Origin of the sequence: Paenibacillus sp. BSR1-1, assembly GCF_030403775.1 — a bacterium.
Classification (GTDB): domain Bacteria; phylum Bacillota; class Bacilli; order Bacillales; family Cytobacillaceae; genus Neobacillus.
Map to the genome: position 1 here is coordinate 441,300 of NZ_JAQMWQ010000002.1, position 25,646 is coordinate 466,945.

21 protein-coding genes and 1 pseudogene are annotated in these 25,646 nt (G+C 36.6%); 17 read left to right on the top strand and 5 right to left on the bottom strand.

Features of this window, described 5'->3' with window-relative positions:
• Positions 1 to 44: 44 nt before the first annotated feature.
• The 7 genes from PH210_RS05500 to PH210_RS05530 all read left to right on the top strand — a co-directional run bounded on the left by PH210_RS05500 (position 45) and on the right by PH210_RS05530 (position 9,408).
• Complete coding sequence (locus tag PH210_RS05500; protein ID WP_289983673.1) at positions 45 to 524, top strand: GyrI-like domain-containing protein; 480 nt, start codon at positions 45 to 47, stop codon at positions 522 to 524.
• A 21-nt stretch (positions 525 to 545) separates the two neighbouring features.
• On the top strand, positions 546 to 1,007 hold the full coding sequence (locus PH210_RS05505) for a DUF8821 family protein (protein ID WP_289983675.1): 462 nt from the start codon (positions 546 to 548) through the stop codon (positions 1,005 to 1,007).
• Positions 1,008 to 1,231: 224 nt separating this feature from the next.
• On the top strand, positions 1,232 to 2,305 hold the full coding sequence (locus PH210_RS05510) for a Wadjet anti-phage system protein JetD domain-containing protein (protein WP_289983678.1): 1,074 nt from the start codon (positions 1,232 to 1,234) through the stop codon (positions 2,303 to 2,305).
• Positions 2,296 to 3,813, top strand: coding sequence for a hypothetical protein (locus PH210_RS05515; protein ID WP_289983679.1), 1,518 nt, complete (start codon positions 2,296 to 2,298; stop codon positions 3,811 to 3,813). Before PH210_RS05510 ends, PH210_RS05515 begins: the two co-directional genes overlap by 10 nt.
• A complete protein-coding gene (locus tag PH210_RS05520) occupies positions 3,810 to 4,556 on the top strand; it encodes a DUF6063 family protein (protein WP_289983681.1) in 747 nt (248 codons plus the stop codon). Before PH210_RS05515 ends, PH210_RS05520 begins: the two co-directional genes overlap by 4 nt.
• A complete protein-coding gene (locus PH210_RS05525) occupies positions 4,534 to 8,997 on the top strand; it encodes a coiled-coil domain-containing protein (RefSeq protein WP_289983682.1) in 4,464 nt (1,487 codons plus the stop codon). Before PH210_RS05520 ends, PH210_RS05525 begins: the two co-directional genes overlap by 23 nt.
• Before the next feature lie 174 nt (positions 8,998 to 9,171).
• The gene (locus tag PH210_RS05530; protein ID WP_289983684.1) at positions 9,172 to 9,408 is read left to right on the top strand and encodes a hypothetical protein; all 237 of its coding nucleotides are present in this window, start codon (positions 9,172 to 9,174) and stop codon (positions 9,406 to 9,408) included.
• Between the two features lie 140 nt (positions 9,409 to 9,548).
• Here PH210_RS05530 and hpaB read toward each other — a convergent pair whose 3' ends face one another.
• From hpaB to PH210_RS05545, 3 genes and pseudogenes are all read right to left on the bottom strand, one after another.
• A complete protein-coding gene (gene hpaB, locus PH210_RS05535) occupies positions 9,549 to 10,994 on the bottom strand; it encodes a 4-hydroxyphenylacetate 3-monooxygenase, oxygenase component (RefSeq protein ID WP_289983688.1) in 1,446 nt (481 codons plus the stop codon).
• Positions 10,995 to 11,174: 180 nt separating this feature from the next.
• Positions 11,175 to 11,331, bottom strand: a pseudogene (locus PH210_RS05540) (IS110 family transposase); the annotation flags it as partial.
• A gap of 65 nt (positions 11,332 to 11,396) precedes the next feature.
• Positions 11,397 to 11,846: a GNAT family N-acetyltransferase gene (locus PH210_RS05545; protein ID WP_289983689.1), complete on the bottom strand. Its 450-nt coding sequence runs from the start codon at positions 11,844 to 11,846 to the stop codon at positions 11,397 to 11,399.
• A gap of 406 nt (positions 11,847 to 12,252) precedes the next feature.
• Between PH210_RS05545 and PH210_RS05550 the strand changes: the two genes are divergently transcribed.
• Together PH210_RS05550 and PH210_RS05555 are read left to right on the top strand one after the other, a co-directional pair.
• On the top strand, positions 12,253 to 12,960 hold the full coding sequence (locus tag PH210_RS05550; protein ID WP_289983690.1) for a CotD family spore coat protein: 708 nt from the start codon (positions 12,253 to 12,255) through the stop codon (positions 12,958 to 12,960).
• Positions 12,961 to 13,216: 256 nt separating this feature from the next.
• The gene (locus PH210_RS05555; protein WP_289983691.1) at positions 13,217 to 13,492 is read left to right on the top strand and encodes a hypothetical protein; all 276 of its coding nucleotides are present in this window, start codon (positions 13,217 to 13,219) and stop codon (positions 13,490 to 13,492) included.
• 292 nt (positions 13,493 to 13,784) lie between these two features.
• On the opposite strand, the gene PH210_RS05560 is transcribed toward PH210_RS05555, so the two are convergent.
• A complete protein-coding gene (locus PH210_RS05560) occupies positions 13,785 to 14,072 on the bottom strand; it encodes a transposase (protein ID WP_289983693.1) in 288 nt (95 codons plus the stop codon).
• Between the two features lie 189 nt (positions 14,073 to 14,261).
• Between PH210_RS05560 and PH210_RS29715 the strand changes: the two genes are divergently transcribed.
• The gene (locus PH210_RS29715; protein ID WP_354669964.1) at positions 14,262 to 14,717 is read left to right on the top strand and encodes an HXXEE domain-containing protein; all 456 of its coding nucleotides are present in this window, start codon (positions 14,262 to 14,264) and stop codon (positions 14,715 to 14,717) included.
• A gap of 303 nt (positions 14,718 to 15,020) precedes the next feature.
• A complete protein-coding gene (locus PH210_RS05565) occupies positions 15,021 to 15,428 on the top strand; it encodes a DUF4304 domain-containing protein (protein WP_289983696.1) in 408 nt (135 codons plus the stop codon).
• Positions 15,429 to 16,658: 1,230 nt separating this feature from the next.
• On the opposite strand, the gene PH210_RS05570 is transcribed toward PH210_RS05565, so the two are convergent.
• On the bottom strand, positions 16,659 to 17,183 hold the full coding sequence (locus tag PH210_RS05570) for a CBO0543 family protein (RefSeq protein ID WP_354669956.1): 525 nt from the start codon (positions 17,181 to 17,183) through the stop codon (positions 16,659 to 16,661).
• A gap of 1,224 nt (positions 17,184 to 18,407) precedes the next feature.
• On the opposite strand from PH210_RS05570, the gene PH210_RS05575 reads away from it, so the two are divergent.
• From PH210_RS05575 to PH210_RS05600, 6 genes are all read left to right on the top strand, one after another.
• Complete coding sequence (locus PH210_RS05575; RefSeq protein ID WP_289983698.1) at positions 18,408 to 19,169, top strand: DeoR/GlpR family DNA-binding transcription regulator; 762 nt, start codon at positions 18,408 to 18,410, stop codon at positions 19,167 to 19,169.
• Positions 19,170 to 19,558: 389 nt separating this feature from the next.
• Positions 19,559 to 20,527, top strand: coding sequence for an ABC transporter substrate-binding protein (locus tag PH210_RS05580; protein ID WP_289983699.1), 969 nt, complete (start codon positions 19,559 to 19,561; stop codon positions 20,525 to 20,527).
• 100 nt (positions 20,528 to 20,627) lie between these two features.
• On the top strand, positions 20,628 to 22,190 hold the full coding sequence (locus PH210_RS05585) for a sugar ABC transporter ATP-binding protein (RefSeq protein WP_289983701.1): 1,563 nt from the start codon (positions 20,628 to 20,630) through the stop codon (positions 22,188 to 22,190).
• Positions 22,187 to 23,164, top strand: coding sequence for an ABC transporter permease (locus PH210_RS05590; RefSeq protein ID WP_289983704.1), 978 nt, complete (start codon positions 22,187 to 22,189; stop codon positions 23,162 to 23,164). The genes PH210_RS05585 and PH210_RS05590 overlap by 4 nt, the downstream gene beginning before the upstream one ends.
• Positions 23,165 to 23,240: 76 nt before the next feature.
• Positions 23,241 to 24,203, top strand: a complete 963-nt coding sequence (locus PH210_RS05595) for a carbohydrate kinase family protein (RefSeq protein WP_289983705.1) — start codon at positions 23,241 to 23,243, stop codon at positions 24,201 to 24,203.
• Positions 24,204 to 24,616: 413 nt separating this feature from the next.
• Positions 24,617 to 25,624 (top strand): ketoacyl-ACP synthase III, encoded by a 1,008-nt coding sequence (locus PH210_RS05600; RefSeq protein ID WP_289983708.1) that lies wholly within the window; start codon positions 24,617 to 24,619, stop codon positions 25,622 to 25,624.
• Positions 25,625 to 25,646 lie beyond the last annotated feature (22 nt).

A 25,646-nucleotide genomic window follows, 5' to 3' on the forward strand; every position in this document is an offset into this window, starting at 1 on the left:
GAACGCAAGTCATTTGATAAATTTAAAAAAGGAAGGTTTTGAATATGACAAATTATACATTAGAAGAAAAAGATAGCTTTACCGTTTTAGGTTTTGGAACTGAGCTTAAGAGCAAGTACACAGACTTTGCTGGTTTAAATAAGGAAAAGTCAGACTTCTGGCAGGCCGTCAGCCAAGATGGAAGGCTAGATGCTTTAAAAGCCTTAGCTTCAAATGACTATATCTTTGCCGTGAACGAAGCGGTGAATAACAAGATGATGCATTATGCTGGTGTCATGTCAGAAGCATCGACACCAGAAGTTGACAGAGTGATCCAATTTCCTAAGGGAGAATACCTAGTTGTTAAAGGGGAAGGGACGACGGCTGATGAATTGAATAATAAGCTTGCTGGCATTGCCTTTGGTCAAGTCTTGCCGGAAGCAAAGAATTTTGCTTATGTTGGTGCGCCAAATGCAACGGTTGAGATGGGGCAGCGAAACGGCTTAGTTTTTGGTGAAATGTGGATTCCTGTTGTTAGGAAATAAAGGGATAAAGGAGGGAAGGAAATGTCCAATATCGTTGATTTTAAAAATGTGTCTACGGTTGGTTTAGAGTCTTCACCTGTAGTAGAAGCGCTTGCTGGTTTACGTGCTCATGAAGCCCGTTACTTTATGAACAAATACAAGCATGAATTTACAGTTGTACCAGCAAGCGAGTCCTGCCAGACTCTTGATTATGTGAACCGAATTCTGAAAGAACGTGATATCGAGTTTGCGGCCAAACCTTTAGAAACGTCTCGTTTTCAAGTGGAAAATATCAAAATGGCCTACGTCTTTTATGAGGATGGTCTTTCGGTCAATGTCATGTATACGGTTGATGACCCTAAGAAGCGGGCCGTTGGTTTTAAGCTTTCTGAAGGGATGGAGGTACCGAAGGAGTTAGAAGATAAGTTCAAGTTTGCTAGGCAAAAATCTAAACTAGCTGGAACAATTCGGGGCTCATTTTTTGTCATTAAAGGTGAATATTAAAGTAAGCAAAAGCGCAAACGACAATACCCTCACAAATCAATATTTGTGAGGGTATTTTTGTTTAAGGAAATAGGTACTTTATAAAATTTTTTCGGCTAATTGTTGACGGATACTTTATTAAAATAATTTCATTTACCACCAATTACGCAACTAGTTTATAATTAAAGGATGACCAAATTGGATAGCATGAGTCTATTTCTATGAAACTAAGAAGCTTTAAGTAGGTGAATACCATCGATATCATTGAAACACGGGTGAGAGGTTTTATTGGAGATATTCAACACCCTAAACAAAAAAAGAAAATAAATATAAACGACTTAGAACTTCAGCTGCGCAAGCTTTTGGATGATTATGATGAAATGGACGGTTATACCTTGTTTTATCGTGCCATTGAAACCATGCAAACGGAAGGACAACTTATTCCTATTGAAAATAATCAATACAATGGAAAAAACCCAGCACTTGCCTTATATTACTGGGTAAATATAAAAGTTCAAGAAAACCAATGGGACCGTCTTGAGATGATGAAATTAGGTGACCAGTTTGATTTTTCCTTTTATGAACGGCATCCCGAATGGCAAACGAAAGAGGAATGGGTACGAATCCAGAATGTCTATACATTTCTCCAATCCAGTCAGGAACGGGAAATCGTGTCAGTCGAAGAAAGAAGCCTGGAGCTCTTTGACCATGAAAAATTTTTACTCGACAGTGATAGCTTTCCTGATGGAAAAGGATTTTTAGCTAGAATTGGAATATCAGAAGAGAAGTTAAAAATGGTGAACTACGGGGAGCCTTTTGTATTTTGGATGAAGCAAGGGAAAGAAATAAAAGATATTCAGCGAGTACTAATTGTCGAGAATCTATCTTTCTTTCATACTTCCATTAAGTTATTGGAAGCGGGTCAACTCGATTATGAACCTGAACTGATTATTTATGGTGAAGGGACTAAAATTGAACGGAGCTTTTCCTTTTTCTTTCGAATGTTTCCGCCAAAATCCTATCTTTTCTATTATGCAGGGGATCTTGATGCCGCGGGATACGGGATCATCATTCGGCTTATCGAAAAATACCCGGATTCCTGTATTCAGCCAGCCTTAAAAATTTATCGCAAAATGCTTGAATGTCGAGAACAAAGGAATGACCAAAAACAAGGCCAAACACCAAACATCCAATACCGTGATTTATTTTTTAAATGGTTTATGGAAGAGGAGCAAGAGCTGTTACGGCAATTATGGCAGGAAAATAAGCGGATTCCACAAGAAGTTTTAACAATCGAAACATGGAGGAAATGGATGTGAACGAATCATGGGAAGGATTCGCACAGCGAATGCAACGATTAAATCCACTGTTTGAGCTGGGGAGGGGAATGGAAGTAGGTGAGTTGAAGCCTCATATCCAAACCATACTCATGCAAGTGCTCCTCACCATCTTTTATAGAGAATTAAATGATGATGATCATAGAGGTAAAGCAGATATCAAATATATCGTTGAAGACTCAATTAAGCAAATGAAGCTTTTAGCAGACGATAAGCAAGTGGAACGGATTACTAGCGGGCTTTTATATCAGGGAAAAGAAGAGTATAGTAAACCATTTGAAGCCTTATATTACGATGAAATAAGACAATCCTGGGAGACGCAAACATTTCGGTATGTCACAATGGATGAATTATATACGAATTTAGAGATGGGCGGATCCATTGTTTATAAACTCACAGATGTCGCTCAGGAAATGATTTTTATGAGCAGGGAAATGGCTGAGGAATTCTCCATCACGATTGAACAACTCTATAGTATGCAGCTGATTAAAAACGGTAATTTCAGAAAAGCTACCCGAAACCTCGATCACCTCATTTCACGCGTAAACCGCTTAATGGCAAATGAATTCACCTTTCAAAAGGAAATGATCAACAATCCCAAAATCTTATTGATGGAAGAGGAATGGCAGAGGGCTGACAATCGTGTTGAAATTGAAAAGCAATTTGAAGAGGAAAAAAATCACTTCCGTACGATTACTAGTATGATCGAAAAGACAAAACGAAGAAACGAAGAAGATGATTATATTCAGAAGGAATTGGTTGTCCTGCAAGAAAAAATTGGCCATACAAGGCAATTACATGACCGCTTTGCAAAACTAGTCATTCAAAATATTTCCTATGAGATGAAATTAAAAGCGGAAAACCCTTCATTGTTTTGGGAAAACAGCCTGGTTTCTTTTCGAGAGCATTTTTATGAAAATTGGTTCATGAAGGAAGGCGTTCATCATTTCGAAACGATAGAAACCGTCCTTTCTCCATTATTTTCACCGAAGAATGAATTTATTTTGCCATTGGATTGGATTTGGGGTGAACAAGAATTTGATGAAAAACAACTAACGGATGCTGTACTGGAAGAGGAGGCAGAAGAAAGCATTACTCGTCTGCGAGTAACGAACTGGGATTCTGTTATAAAAGCATGGAGTTATGTTTTTCAATTTTTACAAACAAACGGAGAGTTTTCGTTAGCTGATCTAGCAGAGCTGCCATTAGAAGTCCAGGATTTATGGTTCGAAGAATCTGAAACAATTGATTTGTGGATGATGTTCGATAAAAAGCCACTGAAGGTTCAAGTGCTGCATCGAAAGGAAGAAACCTTAAGCGATGAGCGGGAAATTCTTCTTTATAAACTAATGAAGGAATATCCGCAATTTCAAGTGTTTGAAGGCTTGAAGATCTATACTGAGTTTGATCATCGGGCGGAGCCCTTTCTATGGTATCAAATGAAAATGACCCCTTTTAAAATATGTGTACAGAAGGAGGAGAAACGATGAATGCGGAAAGTATCAAAAGAGCATCAGCTGTCTATTTTACACTATTAAAAGATAAAGTCATCGACGAAAACAGTGAACACTTCCAGACCTATTTTGATCCGGAAGTGAGACAGACGGTCCTATTATTAGCAGACGAATCAGGTACATATATTATTGAATCGCCTAAACGCATCCACCTAGTCGTCCAACCAACCGGCTCGGTTTTTGCAACGAATTTTACCCATTTGAAAGAAAAGCATCGGCAAGTGGAAACGAAAAAGCATTTCCATCTTATCAGTGTTGTCATTATGTCTTTTTTAGCAGCCATAGACCGTAACCAGGCGGCAAAAATCCGGACGAAGCGGGAAGGGATTAGCTATTACGTATTAGAACGGCAAGTCAACGACTTAATGATGAAATGGGAGAGCATTCTTAAAGCGAAACCGGACTTCGGAGAAGAAGAACGAATTGATATGAAGGAAGTTGTGACCACATGGAAATACATGGAGGTTGACACAGACGATTATGGGATTAAAAAAGGCAATAGACGAACCCGAATCGGTTTAATTGCCGGTGCTATGCGCTTACTAGAGACAGAGGGGCTGATCGTCATTCTTGATCGGGACGATATAGCGAAGGTGATTCCAAAACAAGAGCTGTTTGAGCGAATTGAATACCTGTATCACGATTATGATCGGTATGAACAATTAAAAAAATTGATGACGACGGAGGAGGATAGGCATGCCGAAAATCCATCGAATTAGAATTGTCGGCCTGAAGTATGATGGCATGCAAAAGCAATACAAAGATACCACTTTTAATTTCCATAATGAGGAGACATCAACCAATGGCCTCATTGCGATGATGAATGGAGGTGGAAAAGGGGTATTCCTTCAGACCATCTTCCAAATACTCAAACCTGGAACTTCATGGGGAAAACAAAACAATCGTTATTATCAGCAGTTTTTCTTTAGCAATAAAGAGCAATTTATTCCCTATACCTTTCATGTTCTTATTCAGTGGGAATTGGACGGTGCAGACCGGCGGCATCTCGTAACGGGAGGAATGTTCTCAGCTGAGCAGCGTGTCTCATTGAGTGAAGAAAGTGGAAATGAAAATAAAACATTGGAACAGGAAGCCAAAATCCTCCCTAATATTACATTTTATACAAGAGAATTTGAACGGAAAGAAGAGGCAGCGCTTGAGCATATTCCACTCTATGAAAATGATGAGGTGGCTGAAACCGAAAGCTTGAAGGATTATTTAAAATGGAATGGATATGACGTTTACCGAGATACGAAGAAGCACTATCGCATCCTTGATACATATGGAATTAACCGTAAAGACTGGGATATTATGAAGGACATTAACAAGGATGAAGGCGGAGTTGGTAAATATTTCGAGGGGGCTGAGGATGATCATTCCCTTTTTCAAAAACGAATCATCCCTACGGTTAGTCAAGTCTTACATCGGACCGAACATCAAAAGAACGATCTTGTAGAGATTTTTAAGAGCCAGGCAAGTATTGCTAAGGATCTGCCAGTTCTTTTAAAAAGAGAGCAAGCCCATAAAGAGTTTTTAGAAGACATTGTCCCATTTGAAGAATATTTAGCTAATGGAGTAGAACATAAAGAAATTGTTCAAGCGAGTATACAGGCAGGCAGACAGCTGCTTGGTGCCTTAGAGCATTTGAAGCAATCGGAAGAGGAAACGCTGCTTACCCTAAAGAAAGACATTGAGAAATTAATTGTAAGGCAAGCGGATTTACGCTTCCAACATGATAATTTAGAGTTTGCAAAAGCTCATAGAGAGGTCATGGATTGGGATAAGAAATTAGTGGAAGAAAGGGAGAAACATACTTCCTTCCAAGCGATCGTTAAAGAGAAACAGGATCGAAAAGACCAATTGGCCTTTCAGCTATTATTAAAAGAGTGGAGTGAAAATGAACAAACGATTCGCTCTCTATCTCAGCAGATCGCGACATTGGAACAAAATATCGGCTTAGAGCAAGTAAATCAAAGAATGGATGAAATCAAGCAAGAAGCTAAAAAGCATTGGGAGCAATCCTATTTATCGATACAAGAAGTTGTAAAGCAGTATTTGGGGTTTCAAAAGTTCTTAAAGAAAAAAGGAACGGAGCTAGCTCAACAGGATAAACAAAAGACAAAAGAGATTGCTCAACTGAGTACTGAAATTGATTTTCTCTATACTCAAATGCATACTTTTGAGTCTAAGGAAGCGGCCCTCACCCAAGAATTTGGCGACCGCTTAACCTATGACTTAAGGGGATTGATCGACAGTCTTTTTAAACAAATTGAAGACAAAAAGGCTAGATTAATAGAGTTGCAAGCAAAAGATAAAGAATCTAGTGAGAAGCAAAACCAGCTTGCCACTTCACATGGTACACTCGTCCAATCCATTCAGTTTTCAGAGGAAAAATATAAAGATTTAAACCAAGCAAATGAAGAGCAAAAGCAAAAAGAGGCAAAACTAGCAGAAAAGCTTCTTGGTTTAATAGATGATGTTACAGCGCCGTTTACTCACTCGCTGTTATCGAAATATGCCATACAAATAGAAGAAATACTCGGTACTAACCGAGAACAAGCTGAACAGATGAAAAAAGAATTATGGGTCACACAACTCGACCATTCCTTAAATGATGAGCCCTTCTGGATCGCCAATAAAGACGTGAAAGAATTAAAGGAATGGATAGATGAGAAGACGGGAATTGATGTTTTTTATGGAACCCAATTTCTCCAATCATTACGTCCAGAGGAAATGGCGCATACCCTTCATACGTATCCGCTCCTTCCATACGGGCTGGTCGTAAGCGGGCAGCAATGGCAAAAAATTAATCAGCAGGTTCTGACAGGAAGAATGTTTAAAAGTCCTGTTCCGATTTTCTTGCGTGAGGAAATGAACAGCGAACATCACCAGCCATCGTTTGTGATTCTTAATGGAACAGAGAAAGAGCTTTTAAGTGATAAAAATCAATTTACTAGCTGGAAAATAAAGATTGCGAAACAAATAGAAGAAAAGAAAGAAGCTCTCGATGAAATTGAAAAAACAGAAGCCTCCTTACGTCGTATTATAAAAGAAATCGATCGTTTTTTATCAAGTGATCTTTCCATTGATATCGAAAAAGCTCTTAATCAGGAACAAAACTCTCTTCTGTCTCTGAAAACGAAATTGCAGGAAATCAAAGCACAAGAAGAAAAAGAAAAGGAATTACAGCTGAGATTAAAAGAAGAGTTGGAAAAGACAAAAGGCAGGATAGAAAAGCTTACAAGAAATGTAGAAACCTTGGAGGAGTTTGAACAAGACAAAACTCTTCATCAAGAAAATAAACGGGTAAAACTAGAAAAAGAGAAACAACAGGAAGCTTTGACCATTCAGCAGCAAGAAATCGGAAAAGAGCATCTAAAGACAGTTGAACAGCAAAACCAGTGGAATCAAACGTATGTAGAATGGAAGCTTACCACCGAACAAAATATAAAGGAGATTAAGTTCTTTATTGAAGAAGCGGTTTATCCTGCTGATGAAAAAGCAGACCAATGCGAAGATGTCCCTCGGTTATCACCATATTTTTTACAAGAGGTAAATGGAAGTATCGAAGAGCTAAAACAGCTCCAAAAATCAAAAGAAGAGCAGGCTAGAGAATTACTTGTTCTTCAAGCAAAAAAAGAAACCGAACAAAAGCAGCAAAAGAAATTAGAGAAAAAACTCAATGCTTATAATGATGGTTGGAATAAAGCTCCGGAACCAGATGAACCTATGAGTATATTAGAAAATATGCTGCAAACGGCACAGAAGGAAGTAAAGGCAGCAGAAAAAGAAGAACGGGAACAAGGAACAGCTGTAACAGTGGCGGAAACATCCTTAAAGCATTCGATTGAACAGCGTGATAAGTCAGGAAAGAAAGTCGAAAAGCATGGAAAACAGCCTGAACAATGGGCAGATATTGATTTGGAAGTAAAGGAAGTAGAAATTAAAGACCAAACGAAATTAACCAAAGAGGAAGTAAAGAAAGCGGAGAAACACCAAAAAGAAGCGGAAACCAATATTGCGGGCTTCGAAGGTGATTTGTTAACCCTATCGGTGATCCTAAAAGAGGAAGCGGCAGCATTTACAAATCATGATTTAGAACAAATTAAGAGTCTAGGAAAAGCATGTATCATATCCTGGTGCGAAGAACATCAAGCTATTCAGGAAGAAGGCCAAGAGAAACATGCCAAAATAGATCAATCATTGCGTAATTTAAAGCTTACGATTGAAGGAAAAGATTGGGAGATTCGTTTTAAAAATGAAGTGTTAACAACACTAGACCATATGGATACAAGGCATTATACGCATATCCAGACCATCGTTAAAAATATGAAACGTTTTTCACAAAGTGGGTTGGAACAATTAGAACGTGACAAGGAAAGAGCGGAAAAGGCTCAAAACTTCTGGGCCAGCCGTGCCAGCATGAAAGTAATGAGCCTATCAGAGGCCATTCGTTCCATGATTGCGAAGATGAAGCTGAAAAATGAACGAGGTTCCTTTCCGCTCGTCCAGCTCAAAGAAGACATCTTGCCTAAAAAGGCTGAAGAGATCGAACCAATGCTGAAGCAGCACTTTGTAGCGGCCATTAATAAAATTACCAAACAATTTGACATGATTGATGATCAAAATCGAGCATTAGACGAAGAAATAAAACAACTGATTAGTGATGAGCAAATATTATTTGTATCACTCCGAAATCGATATCCAGAGTTGCTCGTCTATAACATGCGGACAGATAATGCCTTTATGTACGGGAAACCGCAGAGAGATCATTATTCAACCTGGCAGACAATCAATCAAGGTTCTAAGACGAAATCAGATGGCAGTGGGGGACAAAAGCTATCAGCCCGAATGGTTATGATGATGATGTTATTATCGGTTAAAAGCGAAACCGATCAAAGCTGGGTTCCTTTAGTCTGTGATAATCCGTTCGGACAGGCAGCATCGGCACATGTCCTTGACCCGATCTTCGCAGTCGCTGAAAAACTGAAATTCCAATTCATCGTCGTTACACCGCCCGAACTGGTGAAAACAGAAATCAGCCAAAGATTTGACGCCTATTATAAATTGGACTTTATTCGTGAAAAAGGAAAAGAAATTGTTTCAGACACGATTGTTCCAGCATTTCGGATTTACCAGGGAGAGGGAGTAGCACAATAAGATAAGACAATGAAATCGACTTAATATATGACACAAGAATAGACGTATGAATTGGCATACGTCTTTTTCTTTATTTATCAATCCCAATTTAATTCAGCATCCATGATAAATACCCAAGAACTTTTACCCAAAAGCGCATAAACTCTACTGTAAAAAGAAAAGAGGAGGATGGATATGTTTCCTAATTATGATGCATATGAAAGGGTTGGTATAGGTGGACCAGGCTCAGGGTTTGGTTTCTCTCCGGGTCTTGGCTTAGGTGGACCAGGTTCAGGTTTTGGTTATGGACCAGGTCTTGGATTTGGAGCTCCAGGTCTTGGTTTTGGCTATCCACAATACCATCACTACTACCCGTACCACCATCACCATTACTACCCATATCACCACCACCACTATTTCTACCCATATTAAGCTTTGCTGAGAAAAGAGTTCAATGAAACAGGGGGTTCTACATAGTAGAAACACCTGTTTCGTTTTGTGAAATGATGAAGGTTTTTTGTTTGTGAATCTATAAATGGAGGATACTGCATTGACAATTTGATAAGACACTCTTAATCTTTTAGATTTAAAAATCCTCTAATTTCTTCAAAATGCTTATCTTTTATATAGTTTTTGTATAAATTACTGGATAATCGAATAGGATCACCAAAAAAGTATCTTTCATATTGGGTTTGCCTTGTACCAAACGAACTCATCGTAAGATCCCATGCCAAACGGAAAAGTTTCACACGGTCCTCGGCATTCATACCATATGCTTGAAGATATTGGTCGAGTTCTGAACGAATTTCGGAATCAAACGCGCTTTCCGTTGGTATTGATATCATTCCGCTAGCCCCGATTATTTGGATAATTTCGCTGAAACGGGGATAAATTTTAGGAAAGATGTTACTAGCCACTTGTAATGGAATAATACTTGGACACATAGATCCCCATTTATCCAATTCTGCATCATTTTCTGATTTCTCTAAAAGTGCTTTCATGGTTTCAAGACCAATGATGATTTCGGAAAGTTTTTCCTGTATATGTTGATACTCCCCAACATTAATTGTCTCGACAAGAAGTTGAGCAACTCCAAGGAAAAATTCTGTTTTTACAATTTGTCTTGTTATGACTTGATGATAGGCAAAAGGGTAAAAAGAGCTTTCAACAAGAAAATCTGTTGCTGCATCTACATTATCATAATAAAATACGCGGTCCCATGGAACCAAAACATTGTCAAAGACGACGATTGAGTCCATTTCTTCATATTTAGAACTTAACGGATAATTAAACGAAGATTCTCCCCCCACAAAGGATTCCCTGCAATAAAATTTTAATCCTTTCGTATTAGTTGGAATGGAAAAGGCGAACGCCTGGTCAGGATCAAAAAACATTCTTGGTGCAGAAAAGACTAAAATTTCATCCGTTAAACCACCTTGAGTGGCAAGTAAGCGGGCACCTTTGATAATCAATCCTTGATCATTTTGATCGATCACCTTAGCGGAGATTGGCTCATCGGAAAAGCCTAAATAGACTTGTGAACGATTTACCTGGGGAGTAATAAAGGTATGTGAAAACGATAGATCGTGTTCCATTGCCCTTTCATATAAAGATTGAATGTTTTCGGGAAAACAATTTTCCCTATCTCTTAAAACGTTGGCGGAAGAGGCAAAACTCATTACAACCGTATTCATATAGTCAGGGCTTCTTCCCATCAATCCATGAGTGTGTCTTGCCCAATGTTCAATCATGTTTCTTCTTCTTTTTAAATCTTCTTTCGTTTTGGGCTGTAAGAAAGATAGTCCAATAGTATTTTGGTTTTCTGGCAAAAGGAATGTCATCTCTTTTTTTAGATCCTGAGAATTTTGCAAATCATAAAGGGAAGCCTTTGTCTTAAGAATTCCTTTAAAGGCAGGATGCTCCGAAATTTCCCCCTTGATTTTTTCACCATCAAACCAAATTTCATTTTTCATTTTATTTAAACGTTCAATAAAATCCCTACCATTAATGATACTCATTTTCTACCGTCTCCTTATAATGAATGTACCAAAGTGATGTACGAGTTTAGTTAGTATCATTTTATTAGATTACTTAAATGCTTGTTCTTATTGGAAAAGCCTTGTTTTTAATTGGGCAAAATGGATTGCTTCAAGTGGTTTGGTATTCTAAAAGTATTTTAATGTACATTTCCACGGTTACCGTTTTTTATAAGGTTCTAAGTCTTCCTTATAGTACAGTACGCACAGATGATTAGCTCGATTATGTCTGTTTTACTTTGCGTAAACTTGAACTCTTCGCCCGATAAGAGATTAATGGGTTAACAATGATTATTAAATAATTTCTGTCCTCAAAAAACTAAACAACGGGTGTATATTAAAAGGACGTGCCATTAATTGCACGTCCTTATTACAAAAATAAAATTACTTACTTAATTGCCATAAGTACATATTATTCTTGATTCCGATTCTTTTCATATTTAATTTTTCTAAGACTTTAATGGATGTAATGTTATCAATTAAACATTCAGCAACTATTGTTTTTACATTACCTGATGAAAATGCCCACTTTAAAATTTCATTTACTGCTTCGGTTGCATATCCCTTGTTTTGTGCTGCAGGTACAATTCCATATCCTACTTCAACGATATTTTCTGAGTCAGGTTTGCCTTTAAACCCAATATCACCAATGATGGCGTTATTTTCTTTATTTATAACTAGCCATACCCCCCAGCCTAGAAGGGAAGAATCCTCTTTTAGTTTCTCCAAATAATTATTGATATGGCTACCAATTTTATATTCCTCTGTTGCAAATGTTGATAATGATTCATTCGTGCAAGGGATAATTATTAGTCTTTGAGTTTGAAGTTCCATTTTTTCTCCTTGTTTACTTAATTTATATCACTTCTGTAAAAAACGACGTTCGATTCAATCATATTCATTTCTCCTTTATGTCTTCTAATAATTACTATACAGTGCTATAAAGCCTCTGTAAAACAATAATGGTAATGTTTGTAATTTATATTTATTCTTCATTACTCAATGGGTTTTTATTGTGAAATCCTTCACTTAAACTAACGGGGGCAAGAGTTAAAGGCCGGGATGGCGGGGTCTATCCCGTTTTCTTATGTGTTAACAGATACAAATTACATGATTAAGAAGTATAAGATCGTAGTGTGTATCATTTCATACAAAATAGGTAATAAACTAGTCCGCACAAATCTAAGTTCACATAGACTAATGTAATAACAAGATATTTTCACATGGAGGTCATTTAACGATGTTTTGGAAAAAAAGTCCAAAGGTAGTACTAAAAATAAAAGAAACTCCAAAAGCAGTACCTAAAATGGAAGAAACTCCAAAGGAAGTACCAAAAATAAAAGAAACTCCAAAAGCAGTACCAAAAGTGAAAGAAACTCCAAAAGCAGTACCAAAAATAAAAGAAACTCCAAAAGCAGTACCAAAAATGAAAGATACTCCAAAAGCAGTACCAAAAATGAAAGAAACTCCAAAAGAAGTACCAAAAATGAAAGAAACTCCAAAAGCAGTACCAAAAATGAAAGAAACTCCAAAAGAAGTACCAAAAATTAAAGAAACTCCAAATGTAGTACCGAAAATGAAAGAAGTTCCAAATATAGTACATCCAATGAAAGAAACTCCCAATGTAGTACCACACATGAAACAGATGCCAGTCCAATACTTTCCATTTCAAGCATGTCAGCCAATTTACTGCCCGCCTCAAGCGTTCCCTGTCCAATATTATCCACCACTAGTTTCACCTTGCCAACAATATGTAAATACAAATTTGTATAATAATGTGATAACACATGTACACCCTTCGCATACAACTACTTTTAACAAGCATTTGATTCATCATCCATGCTATTTCCCTCACATAGAATCATATGTAAATAAATGCTGTGAAACACATACGATGTGCGGATTCCCATTCAGCCCTTGTTGGCCGCCTAGACCATTTGGATTTTAGCTTCGTTTACCCCAGCCATTTAGGCTGGGGCATTTTTATTAAAGTCGTTTTTGCTTCCCTAGGTGGGTCTATTGTGTAATATTTCTTATTAAAGTAACGTGTGCAAGAGTTAAAGATTGGGATGGCTGCGGCGATCCCTTTTTCCTATTACCTATTACAGGTTAGTTACTTAAGATTATTTAACGTAATATTCCAACTAATTTGGTATCGGGGTAAAATGGAGAAAATAGCCATATTTGAACAGAGGAGTTTTCTAATGGAACAGATGTTAAATGTAATTGCTTTTATCCTGGGACTTGGATCAAATGCCTTAATAATATTTGCATTATTAAGCCTCAAAGGTAAGACAATTGGAATTAAAAAACGGTTATCCATATTAAGTCTTTTTACAATAATTATTTTCGCTTTAATTCAAGCAATTGGTTATCGAGTTGATAATGACTTTGGGTCCTATTACTTTGGTTTTCCTGCTGAAGGTTTAGTTTATCGGGGGGATGGTTGTTTACTTTTACTTTTTTTTCTGGATTTTTAAACTAAAACCAGCCTCAAACATGTTTCTACAAGTAGGGTGCGAACCGTTTAGCTGACGGGATCCAAGTCCCACGGGTGCTTACGTTATACCCCGGCTACCGATATCATAAAACGATATAAAAAAAGTTCAACCAGAAATATCTGGCTGAACTTATAATACGAACGGGTGCTTTACGACAATAAAGAACAAAATTGATAAGACCAAAATATGCAAGTTTTGCATTACTTGCGTATTTTGGTCTTTTTTACAAGTATTAATGATACTTTAAAAGACAGAAGATTACAAAGCACATTTATCCTTCATCCAGGGTTATGAAAATCAGTCGATAAATAAGATAAGTACCTAAATAACCTCCAGTTGATAAGAAAAATGGATTTAGGAATATGGAATGGATATTTGTCATAAATACAGTATGATCTTTAATGATTTCATAAATTGAAACAGAAGTAATATTTCCAAATATAATTGCTGATACGACGGCAACTAGATTAAAAATAATACGGAATATCATTCGGAATTTCTGAAGAAAGAACATAATTACAGGAAGTACAATACTAGATAGAACCAAGAAAATCTTCATAATATCACCTACATAGTCACGGTCTAATTCTTAAACCAGTTCCATAGCATACAATATATTAATTAGATGTGCTCAGGTATCCCTTTGAGGAGGCAAAAGATGCTAGAGACAATTCATGAACTTTATTATATTGCAACAATTATTTGGTTGTTCCCTGTCACTTTTATGTTTCATGGCTGAGAGGAGATTATTACTGTTGAGAGTTTTATAACAAAGTACAAAAATAAGGTTCCGGAAACTTTTCTTGCCAAATTTACGATATCGATTAAAAAAATTAAGGGTGCGAAATCCTTCCAACTTTCTATTAGTATGGCATGGATTTTACTTTTTATATCATTAATCACATTTATGACCGTTTGCCAACTTCCAAATGGGGCAAACTTTCTTCTATTTACTGCAACATTAAATGTATTTTTTATTCAGTCATTTTCGCATATTGGACAAACAATCATTTTTCGCAGTTATACACCTGGTGTCATAACGGCGTTATTCATCGTCATTCCCTATTCTTTTCTATCCTATTACCGCTTGTTTGAATTAGGACTCATAGACGGTCATCTACTATTCAAAAGTATTCCTCTAAGCATTCTAATGGTACCAATATTTCTAATAGGGAATCTTTTAGGACGAAAATTATTAAGATAATCAATTTCTTCCAATAAATAGCACCTTCGCTTGTTATACGAGATCTAAGTCCCAACCAGCCTCAATCATGTTTCTACAAGTAGGGGGCGAACCGTTTAGCTGACGGGTTAAAGCCCCACGGGCGGCAGTTACGTTCTACCCTGGCTACTGATATAAGACCAAAATAAATAAGGTCAACCAGAAATATTTAGCATTCTGGTTAACCTTATAATACGAACGGGGCAGGATTGTTGAAGAAGGAATATGTTTATACGAGAGAGAATATTTACTAAAGAGTTAATTTTAAGTAGTGAGGTTTAAAAGATGGCAGTTGAAAGAGATAGTATGGTTTCATCTTTAAAGAAAATAGTAATACCTTTTCTTAGAGAGAATGGATTTAAAGGTTCAATTCCACATTTCCGTCGTATCAAAGAAAATAAAATTGACCTTGTAACATTTCAATTTGATAGATATGGCGGGGGATTCGTTATCGAAGTGGCGGTTTGTCCTCCAGATGGAGTTACCACACATTGGGGTAAGAAAGTTCCGCCGAATAAAGTTACTGCTCACGACATAAACAACAGACCGAGACTTAATGGCGGAGAATGGTTTAGGTATGATGCACCTGATGCTGATGAAGGTATTTTTGATGCTATAGCAAATGAGGTCTTGGATTGTATCCCTGAAGCAGAAAAATATTGGGATAAAATTAAGATCAACGGCGTGAAATAGTGGTCGCCTCTGACAAACGGAGAGCATAGTTTAAGTTGAAGGTCCGCTGAGGCGGTCTTTTTTTTATTCAACTAAAGAAGCAGTTTAACCGCCACTTTAATAATAACAAATTGAATTTTTTTATTTTGGAATATATTCTAATTTCAGTATAATGAACGCTAACCAAATTGATTAACGTTCTATACATAATGGAAGGGAACACGCAGGTGGTGGATTGATTACTGTATATGCGAAAACCCAGACGCATCTAAAGAAAGACTGAACGATACGATTACGAAAGTGATGAGCAGTGTTTTAATATAGAGTTGGTGTTGGAGGAGAACAATGGAAGTTAACAATATCTCTTAAAGCAACCGAATATTGATTCCATCTTCCGCCGAAAAACCTATAGCCATAAACTCTTTGATGCCCGATAGTCGTCAAAAAGAACCAGAAATTGTCTCCGTTTCTAAGCTACAAATACGTGAAACGAAAGATACAATTTTCAAGCCCCCAGGGACTCTGGGCATAGGTTGGATTTTGTCGTATATATACCATAATTCGAGGTTCACTCCTATTGAAATTAGACATATAACCAGTTTATGCTCAGGGTCAAAGCTTGGATTGGATGTATGCCTAGTAGCCCACCTACATCAAATATGAATGAAGAACTTTATATGAAATTTTTTAGGATTGGGCAACTATTTTTATTAAGAAAGGTATCTCTAATCACAAGTAAATTATTAACAGTTTTAAATAAAACATGGAGTTGTTCATCTTACGGGTGCAAGAGTTTAAGGCGGCTTTGTTTTTCACAAAAGAAAAACAATTTTGTATGACGATAAAAACAATAAAATAGATTATTTTCCGATTGATGATTCTTTGCATAATGCTATTTTTCAAACTGGAAGTAAGACGTTTTTTAATTACCCTAATTTGCGAAGACTCAGGGATTATTATGCCGATACAGTATTTAAGGGAGATGAAGTCTATATTAGCAGAGGAACTTAAACACTATAAAGAACATATTAGAAAAGACAAGCACAAGAATGTTGATAAACTAATAGAGAAACTTCTAAATTTTGATGTGGCAGAAGTAAAGTTTTATGCTGACTAAGTTATCAAGTTTTTCTTCCTAAAATTGGATGTAGTCACGACTTAAAGGTTAACGTAGTAGATTACCAACATAAGTAACGGGAAAAGGTGTTACCTTTAATTGGAACACCTTATTTGAATCGCCTTTTTGAACTACTATTTAAATACCCATGATGGTACATGAAATATGTATAATAAAATGGACAGGAATATTAAGGATATTAACCAAGCTATCAGGGGTTTTTCTAGATGAATTTTTAAAACTGTAAACATTACTAAATTAAAAAGAATAGACCAAAACATATTCCATCCGTTATGGTGTTCAATTAAATTTAAATAGTTCAAGTTGATAAATTCAATAAGGCTATAAATTGCAACCCAGAATAACACCCAACCTATTTGTTTTAATCGTTGAGTAGGGAATTTCCCCAAATAAATAAGTAGGGTTGATGAATATGCCACTGTTATAATTAGAATGTCGATGATTAGATGTCCGAACAGAATCCTGCTTCCCAATATGGTTTCTTTATAAGTCCAAAATGGGTGATCATGCAATAACGCATTTTTAAATAGATCACCACCAATAAAGAAAAGCCAGGTTGGATAATAAGTTCGCCAATTCTTCCAGTCGCCCCATTTAATAGCAGTTACCAAGAACATTAAATTTAAAAGGAAATGCATATAAAAAAAACCCCTTAGTATAATATAAGGGGATTTTTCCCATAAAAACAGAAAAATATAATGGTCATTTTCAAACTATCTCACATGTGAAGAATGAATATAATCATTATTGCAAAAAAAAGTGCTTGTTCAACTAACGAGTGCAAGAGTTGAAGATGAAGTTTGCTAAGGCGATCTATTTTTTGCTTGTTGCACTAACGGATGCAGGTTAGTTGAAAAAAGAGTAGCTATGAAAGTAGAGATTACCACCAAAAATAAAACTTAGGATATTAATATTGAAAAAATGAAAGATGGGGCTCTGGCAGGCGCTTTTCCTGACAGTGTCCCATCTTTCAACTCCACAGTGAATCCCGGAACATGAGGATCTTAATAAAGCTTAATTTTGGTTGATTTTTGAATAATTTCGTAAAAACTTTTCCATTGTAGATAGAGATCTGAAAGATCACTTTCATCATCTTAGCTACAGCCTTGTTGGCAGTAGTTATTTATTATTTTGCTATCGCTATATGTAACAGCAGAAGATTTATATAACTTCCCAGTCCCTCGGAATGCGTCACCTTAACAGGTGGCGTTTTTCATTTGCTAGCCATATTATCTTCCTTGAAAGCACGGTATGCAAAAAAAATCAGGCTTAGAAACAGTAATCCAAGGACGAAGAAGATTGTATAAATGGTATTTATTATATTGTAATATATCCAATCGAGCATTTACTTTCTCCTTAAACAAAGTGATGAAGAATAGTATTCCCTCTTTTTTAGAAAGTTTTCATTTACATATAGAACACCTGTTTGTGTATGATGTTATCGAGGTGATATTATGGCGATAAGAGATCGCGGTGTTAAGAAGTGGCAGTTTGCGTATGGAATGCCGGAGCTAATTAAGGCGCAGCGTGATATGTGGCACGATACTGACTGCATACAGCGGCCTATAATCGACGAGCATGAGGCGGAGGAGTTTGACTTGCGCATTATGTAACTTAACGGAATTTTCATTTCTCTCAAATTAATAACATTCGAAGCCCGAACTTGTGTTTACTTCTAAGTTTTACTTACTCAGAGTGTTCCCCCCTAATTTTAAAATTTTCATAATTATTCTAAAATTGATATTGTAAATTGGTAATATAACACATATAATCAAAAATGAGCACAAAACATCAAATTCATTCAAAAATGAGCTAAAACAGTCAAATGCCGCATTACAAATGAATTGGAGGGAAACGATTCTATGTACGGTATAGAAAGAAAGTCGGCCATACTAGAGTTACTAAACAAGAATGCTAGAGTAGATGTACAAGAATTAAGTCAACACTTTGACTTGTCTGAATCAACAATTCGTAGGGACTTAAAGGAACTTGAGGAAGCACAATTGTTAAAAAGAACGCATGGTGGGGCTGTCTTGTTCAAAAGTGTAACCTTCGAACCGACTTACATTGAGAAAGAAGTGCAGTTTCAAAAAGAGAAAAGGGCTATTGCAAAGGAAGCGGCTAAACTCATTGAGAACGGTGAAAGTATCTTGCTCGATTCGGGTACGACAACTTATTATCTTGCCCAAGAGCTAAGAAACTTTTCTAGCTTACAGGTGGTTACCAATTCAATTTTATGTGCTAATGAATTAAAGGATGTATCTGGAATTGAAGTCTTATTATGTGGTGGTTCTCTGCGTTCAGAAACACTAGCGTTGGTAGGTCCATTGGCTGAAAACAGCTTTAATCAAATTTGTGTAGACAAATCGTTTATTGCTACTAATGGCGTTGATGTAGAAAATGGCTTAACAACTCCAAATTTAATTGAGGCATCAACGAAAAAGAAAATGATTGATTGTGCGGAAAAGGTTATTCTCATTACTGATCATACAAAAATAGGTCAAGTAAGTTTTGCGAAGTTTGCGGATATTCATGAGATAAATTATTTAATAACCGATAGTGCTGCACAAAAGACAGTACTTAACCGCATTGAGGAATCAGGGATTTCTGTTCGCGTAGTCTGACTTTTCTCCCATAGGTAAGGATCTAATATCAGATAAAAGCGAAAAATGAAGGCATTTAAATGAAAGCGTTTAAAAAAATATCTACATCATTTTTAGGAGGTGATGCTTATAGAGGTGTGAAAATAATAGAAGAAGATTTTAATCATTTTAATTAACCTCTTCTTTGAGGGAGAAAAATGAAAGAATTACAAAAAAGGTTACGATTCAGGGCAACCACGACCAAATGGAAAAACGCCCAAAATCATAACCCTGCCTGAGTATACCTAAAATTAGTATTAATTTTAGCACTCATTTTTATAGTACGATATTACAGATTTTTTTACAAGGATTGTGTTTTGCTAGAAGTATCTATTACTTTACAAAACTCTATTTAGGAGGAATTACAAATCATGAAAAACTTTAAAATTTTTAACATAGTATTATTAATTTTAACTTTATGCTTTTTAGGTGCATGCAGCAATAATGAAAGCGCTTCTAAAACCAGTAAAACAAATGACAAGTCTAAAACTGAAAAAAAGCTAAAGATTGGTTTAACAGTTCCAAATTTAAGTAATCCATTCTTTGTAGCGATGTCTAAAGGTGCTAAAGAAGTAGCTTCTAAGTATAATGCTGAAGTAACGACTGTAAGTGCAGATCAAGATCTTGCTAAACAAACTGCACAAATTGAAGACTTTATCACAAAAAAAGTTGATTTAATATTATTAAGCCCATTTGATTCTGCTGGTATTGCCGGTGCAGTTAGTGAAGCAAAAGCAGCAGGTATTCCGGTTGTTGCTCTTGATGGATTTGCAGAAGGCGGCATTGACACAGTGGTTATGTCTGATAATGTACAAGCAGGAAAATTAGCTGCGGAATACCTTGTAAAACAACTTAATGGAAAAGGTAATATTGTTATTATTGATGGACCTCCTGTTTCAGCAGTGACAGACCGAATTAAAGGTTTTAACGAAGTAATTAATAAATATCCAGATATCAAGGTCGTTGCTAAACAAAATGGTGAGGGTAATCGTGAAAAGGCTCTTACCGTAATGGAAGGTACACTAACAGCAAACAAAAAAATCGATGCAGTATTTACAATAAATGATGAAGAGGCTGTTGGAGTACAAATTGCTCAAGAACAAGCTAGTAGACAAAATGAATTCTTTGTCGTAAGTGTCGACGGAGCGCCTTCTGCAGTTGATGCGCTGAAAAAAGGCGGAAGCTTTGCTGGTACTTCAGCACAATTCCCGAATCAAATGGTTATTGATGGTGTTGCCTTAGCATTAAAAATCATTGATGGAAAGAAAGTTGACTCAAAGGTCCTTATTCCAACTAAATTTATCACTAAAGATAATGTTGATTCCTATAGTGGCTGGTAATTAATTATCCCTCTAGTGAAGGTAAAATATGGTGCTCTATCAAGAGCACTATATTTATATCCTAGTAAAATAACTTAAAAAGACTAAGGGAGTGGCACTAATGGCAGTATTTCAGGTTCAAGAACAAATAAATTGCCGTCTACCAGAGAGTCAGTTACCCATCCTTAGGATGAAGGCGGTTACGAAGAAGTTTTCCGGTGTCAAGGTGTTGCAAAACGTTAATATCGAACTCTATAAAGGGGAAGTTCATGCCTTGATGGGGGAGAATGGTGCAGGAAAATCTACTTTAATGAAGATCATGGCTGGAGTGTATCAGCCTGATGGAGGAACGATTGAATATAAAAGTCAAGAAGTACATTGGAATAATCCAATGGAGGCAAGAAATAAAGGGATCAGTGTTATTCACCAAGAAATAAGCCTTTCACCTAATTTGTCCATTGGTGAGAATATTATGATGGGGACAACATTTAAGAAAAATAGGCTGGGCCTAATAAATTGGAATGATATTTATGAAAATGCTGCCCAAGTTTTAAAATCCATAGGATCTTCCTTGGATCCTCGAGCGGATGTTTCCACCTTAAGTGTGGCCCAACAACAAATGGTAGAAATTGCTCGAGCTTTATCACTTAATTCTGAGATTTTAATTATGGATGAACCGACGGCATCTCTGACAGATAAAGAAATAGAAAAGCTTTTTGGCATCATTGAAGAATTAAGAAGAAAAGGCGTAGCTATTGTTTATATCTCTCATCGAATGGATGAGATTTTTAAAATTTCAAATCGCTTTACAGTTCTTAGAGACGGTCATTGGGTTACAAGTGGACCAATTTCGGATACAAATCCCGAGAATCTAGTAAAACTTATGGTAGGAAGAGAGTTAAATGAGCTTTTTGTAAGAGAAAGAATCGAAAGTATTGTTAGGTCTGAACAAAAACCAGTCCTTGAGTTAAAAAATGTCTCTGACAAGAAGTATGTAAAGGGGATATCGCTGAAAATCTACCCTGGAGAAATAGTGGGATTAGCAGGCCTTGTCGGTGCAGGACGGACTGAGCTGGTAAGAACAATCTTTGGACTATCCGAACTGTCAGAGGGTCAAATAATTTTGGATGGCAAGCCCGTTCATATAAAAAGTCCTATTGATGCAATAAAGCTTGGCATTGCTCATGTTCCTGAAAGCAGGAAGGAACAGGGGTTATTACCAAATTTATCTGTAAAAGAAAATTTACTGATGGCACAATTGCCAACCTATCGAAAATTTAAACTATTGCAGTATAAGCAAATGAATCGTGATGCGGATCGATACATTAAAGAACTTGGAGTAAGAACGGCATCGAAGGAACAAAATGTTATGGGCCTTAGCGGAGGCAATCAACAAAAGGTTGTTATTGCTAAATGGTTATCTATTGGTCCTAAAATACTGCTGCTTGACGAACCGACCCGAGGTGTAGACATAGGTGCAAAGACTGAGATTCATAAAATCATAAGTAAATTAGCAGAACAAGGGCTTGCTGTATTAATGATTTCTTCTGAATTACCAGAAATATTAGGAGTTAGTGATCGGATTTTAGTGATTCATGAGGGTAAACTCAGAGCTGAACTATCTCGTGATGAAGCAACACAAGAAAAAATTATGTACTATGCTACAGGAGAGGTTAAACAATGAATACAAACTTACAAATGTCAAGTCCATCCGTAGTTTCATTCAAGGAACGATCTAAACAGATTTTTAATCAGCTGGGCATGGTAATAATTCTTGCCATATTAATCGTAGTTATGATTATTGTTGCACCGAATTTCACGGATTCAAGTAATATCTTAAACGTACTAAAGCAGAGTTCAATCACTGCCATTCTGGCAGCTGGGATGACTGTAGTTATTTTAACAGGAGGAATTGATTTATCGGTAGGCTCAACCCTTGCATTGAGCAGTGTTATATCTGTATTACTATCAAATGCCGGAACTCCTTCAGTTATCGCTATGTTAGCAGGAGCTGCTGTAGGATATGTTGCTGGGGCAATTAACGGATTTTTAACAGCTGTACCTAAGTTGCCTTCCTTTATTGTGACGCTTGGAAGTATGACCTACCTGAGGGGGTTGGCTTATGTTATAACCGGTGGATATCCTGTCGTATTGGCATCAAAGCAGTTCAAGTTCATTGGAGCAGGTGAAATTCTGGGGATTCCTACTCCTATTTATGTGATGGCAATTGTTTATATCATTATGTTAATCGTTTTAAAGTATACGATGTTCGGGCGGCATGTTTATGCTATTGGCGGTAATGAAGAAGCTGCACATCTTACAGGGATTAAAGTTAATCGCACCCTGATTCATGTATATTCTATCAGTGGCTTATTGGCCGGTGTTAGCGGCGTTGTGATGGCAGGACGTTTGTTTTCAGGGCAGCCCATGGTAGGAATAGGATTTGAGCTAGATGCGATAGCAGCTGTCGTGCTAGGTGGTACTAGTTTTGTAGGAGGACGTGGCCGTATACAAGCAACAATCATTGGGGTTTTGATTGTGGCTGTGTTAACGAATGGAATGACTTTGCTTAACGTGGATTATTACTGGCAACAAGTTGTAAAAGGGATAGTTATTGTTATTGCCGTGCTTCTTGATAGATTACGAAGCAGAACTTAAATAAGTTTTTTTCAAATAAAAAGCCAGAAGAGTAGTCTTCTGGCTTAATAAATTCTAGAATTTAGGAGAGGTTCAAATGTATGATGTAACAGCTCTTGGAGAGTTATTAATTGATTTAACTCCTTATAACTCTTCTCAGCCTGGCAAAGTTGTCTTTGAAAGAAATCCTGGTGGTGCCCCGGCCAATGTATTAGCGGGCTTAACCAAATTAGGCAAGAAGACTTGTTTCATTGGTAAGGTAGGAGATGATCAATTTGGACATTATTTAAAGCAAGTTTTATTAGATACAAACATATGCTGCGAAGGATTATCCTTTACCCAAAAAGCAAATACTACGCTTGCATTTGTTCATTTAGATGAAAATGGTGACCGCTCATTCAGCTTTTATCGAAATCCCGGTGCGGATACCATGTTAACAGAGGATGACATTAATGAAAATATCGTAGCTCAAACCAAAATTTTTCATTTTGGATCTCTTTCCCTCACTAATGAACCAGCTGCCACGACCACTCTAAAGACTGTCCAAGTAGCAAAAGAACAAGGGAAAATTGTTTCCTATGATCCTAATTTAAGGGCTTTGCTTTGGAAGAATCTAGAACATGCAAAGAAAATGATTAAAGAGGGATTGAAATATGCTAACATTGTAAAGCTTTCGGAGGAAGAGTTGGAATTCATTACTGGAAAGGCAGATTTAGAAAAAGGAACAAGACAATTGGTTGAACAGTATAACACAGAACTTATATTTGTCACTTTAGGAGCTGAAGGCTGTTTTTATCGAAAAGGGGAGAACATAGGGAAATTTAAATCCTTCAAAGTGAATCCAGTTGATACAACAGGTGCAGGAGATGGCTTCTTTAGTGGCGTTTTATATAAATATTTAGAAAAAAATAAACCTATTGCTGATTTAAATATCGATGATATGAAAGAAATTACTATTTTCGGAAATGCAGTTGGAGCAATTGTCACAACAAGGAAAGGTGCAATATTAAGTATGCCGTACATGGAAGAAGTTATGAAACTAATGAATAATCAAAATTAGTAACGGTTTTACATGCAGCTTTTTATCCAACTTTTTGATTGGTTTTGTCGGTGCAAAAACTATAGATAGGTTAAGAAGACCAATTGTTTCTATTTTTGGGGCATCTTTAGAGTGGTTAATAAGGAGCTATTTTAAAGGAATTAAGGGATTTGTTTTTGGATCTTTGTTTTATGTGCATTTCTATATATGGGACTAATAATTTTCTTCGTTAAACTAATATATTCCCCTTACGGGTGTAAGAGTTAAGAGCGAGCTGCCTTTTGGTGGCTTTTCTTATTGAACTATCGATGCAGGTTACTTCAAAAAGGAGTAACCTTTTTGTTATGTAAAAAGTTGATTTTTAATAATATAAATCGCTATAATTATAACCAGGTACTAATACCAACTTATAATAAAAATATGGGGTGGATTCTATGATAGGTTCGAGAATAACTGCTATTGGTACATATGTGCCCGAAAAAAAGCTAACAAATTTCGATCTTGAACAAATGGTTGAAACAACTAATGATTGGATTATTCAAAGAACAGGAATTCGTGAACGCAGAATTAGTCGCCCTGATGAATTTACCAGTGATTTATGTGTAGCTGCAGTAAAGGATTTAATGCACAGATATAATAAAAAAGTCGAAGACGTAGATATGATCATCGTGGCAACAAGCACTCCAGATTTTCCGTTTCCATCTGTCGCAAGCATCATACAAGAACGATTAAATATCAAACAAACAGGCGCCATTGATTTAAGTGCGGCGTGTGCAGGATTTGTATATGCTCTGCATACAGCAAACACTTATATTGCCTCTGGACTTCACAAGAAGATTCTGGTAATCGGTGCCGATACGATCTCAAAGATAACGGATTATACCGATCGAAGCACATGTGTTTTATTTGGTGATGGAGCTGGGGCTGTTATGGTTGAAAGGGATGAACAATCAAAAGGTTTCATTGGATTCCATTTGGGAAGTGATGGAAGTGGAGCACAGAATGTATATCAAACTGGACTTTCAAACAAGGTTAATGAGATTGAGTTAATCGATACGAAATGCCTTGTACAAAATGGCAGGGAAGTTTTTCGGTGGGCTGTAAGGAGTGTTCCTACTAGTGTTAGACAAATTTTGAATAAAACACAATTGAGTTTAGACAAGGTTGATTGGTTTGTACCTCATAGTGCCAATTTACGGATTATAGAGCCAATCTGTGAAAAATTAGAATTCCCAATGGAAAAAACTCTTTATAGCCTAGTCAACTTTGGAAATACTTCTGCTGCAACTATTCCTTTAGCTCTTGACCTGGGAATCCGTGAGGGAAAAGTTAAAAATGGAGACAGAGTTCTCATGTACGGTTTTGGAGCTGGTTTGGTTCAAGCTGGTCAACTTCTAGAATTAAATTTTGACGAACAAATTTATACTCCTACACCGTTGTAATGAAAAAGATTGTGAAGGATTA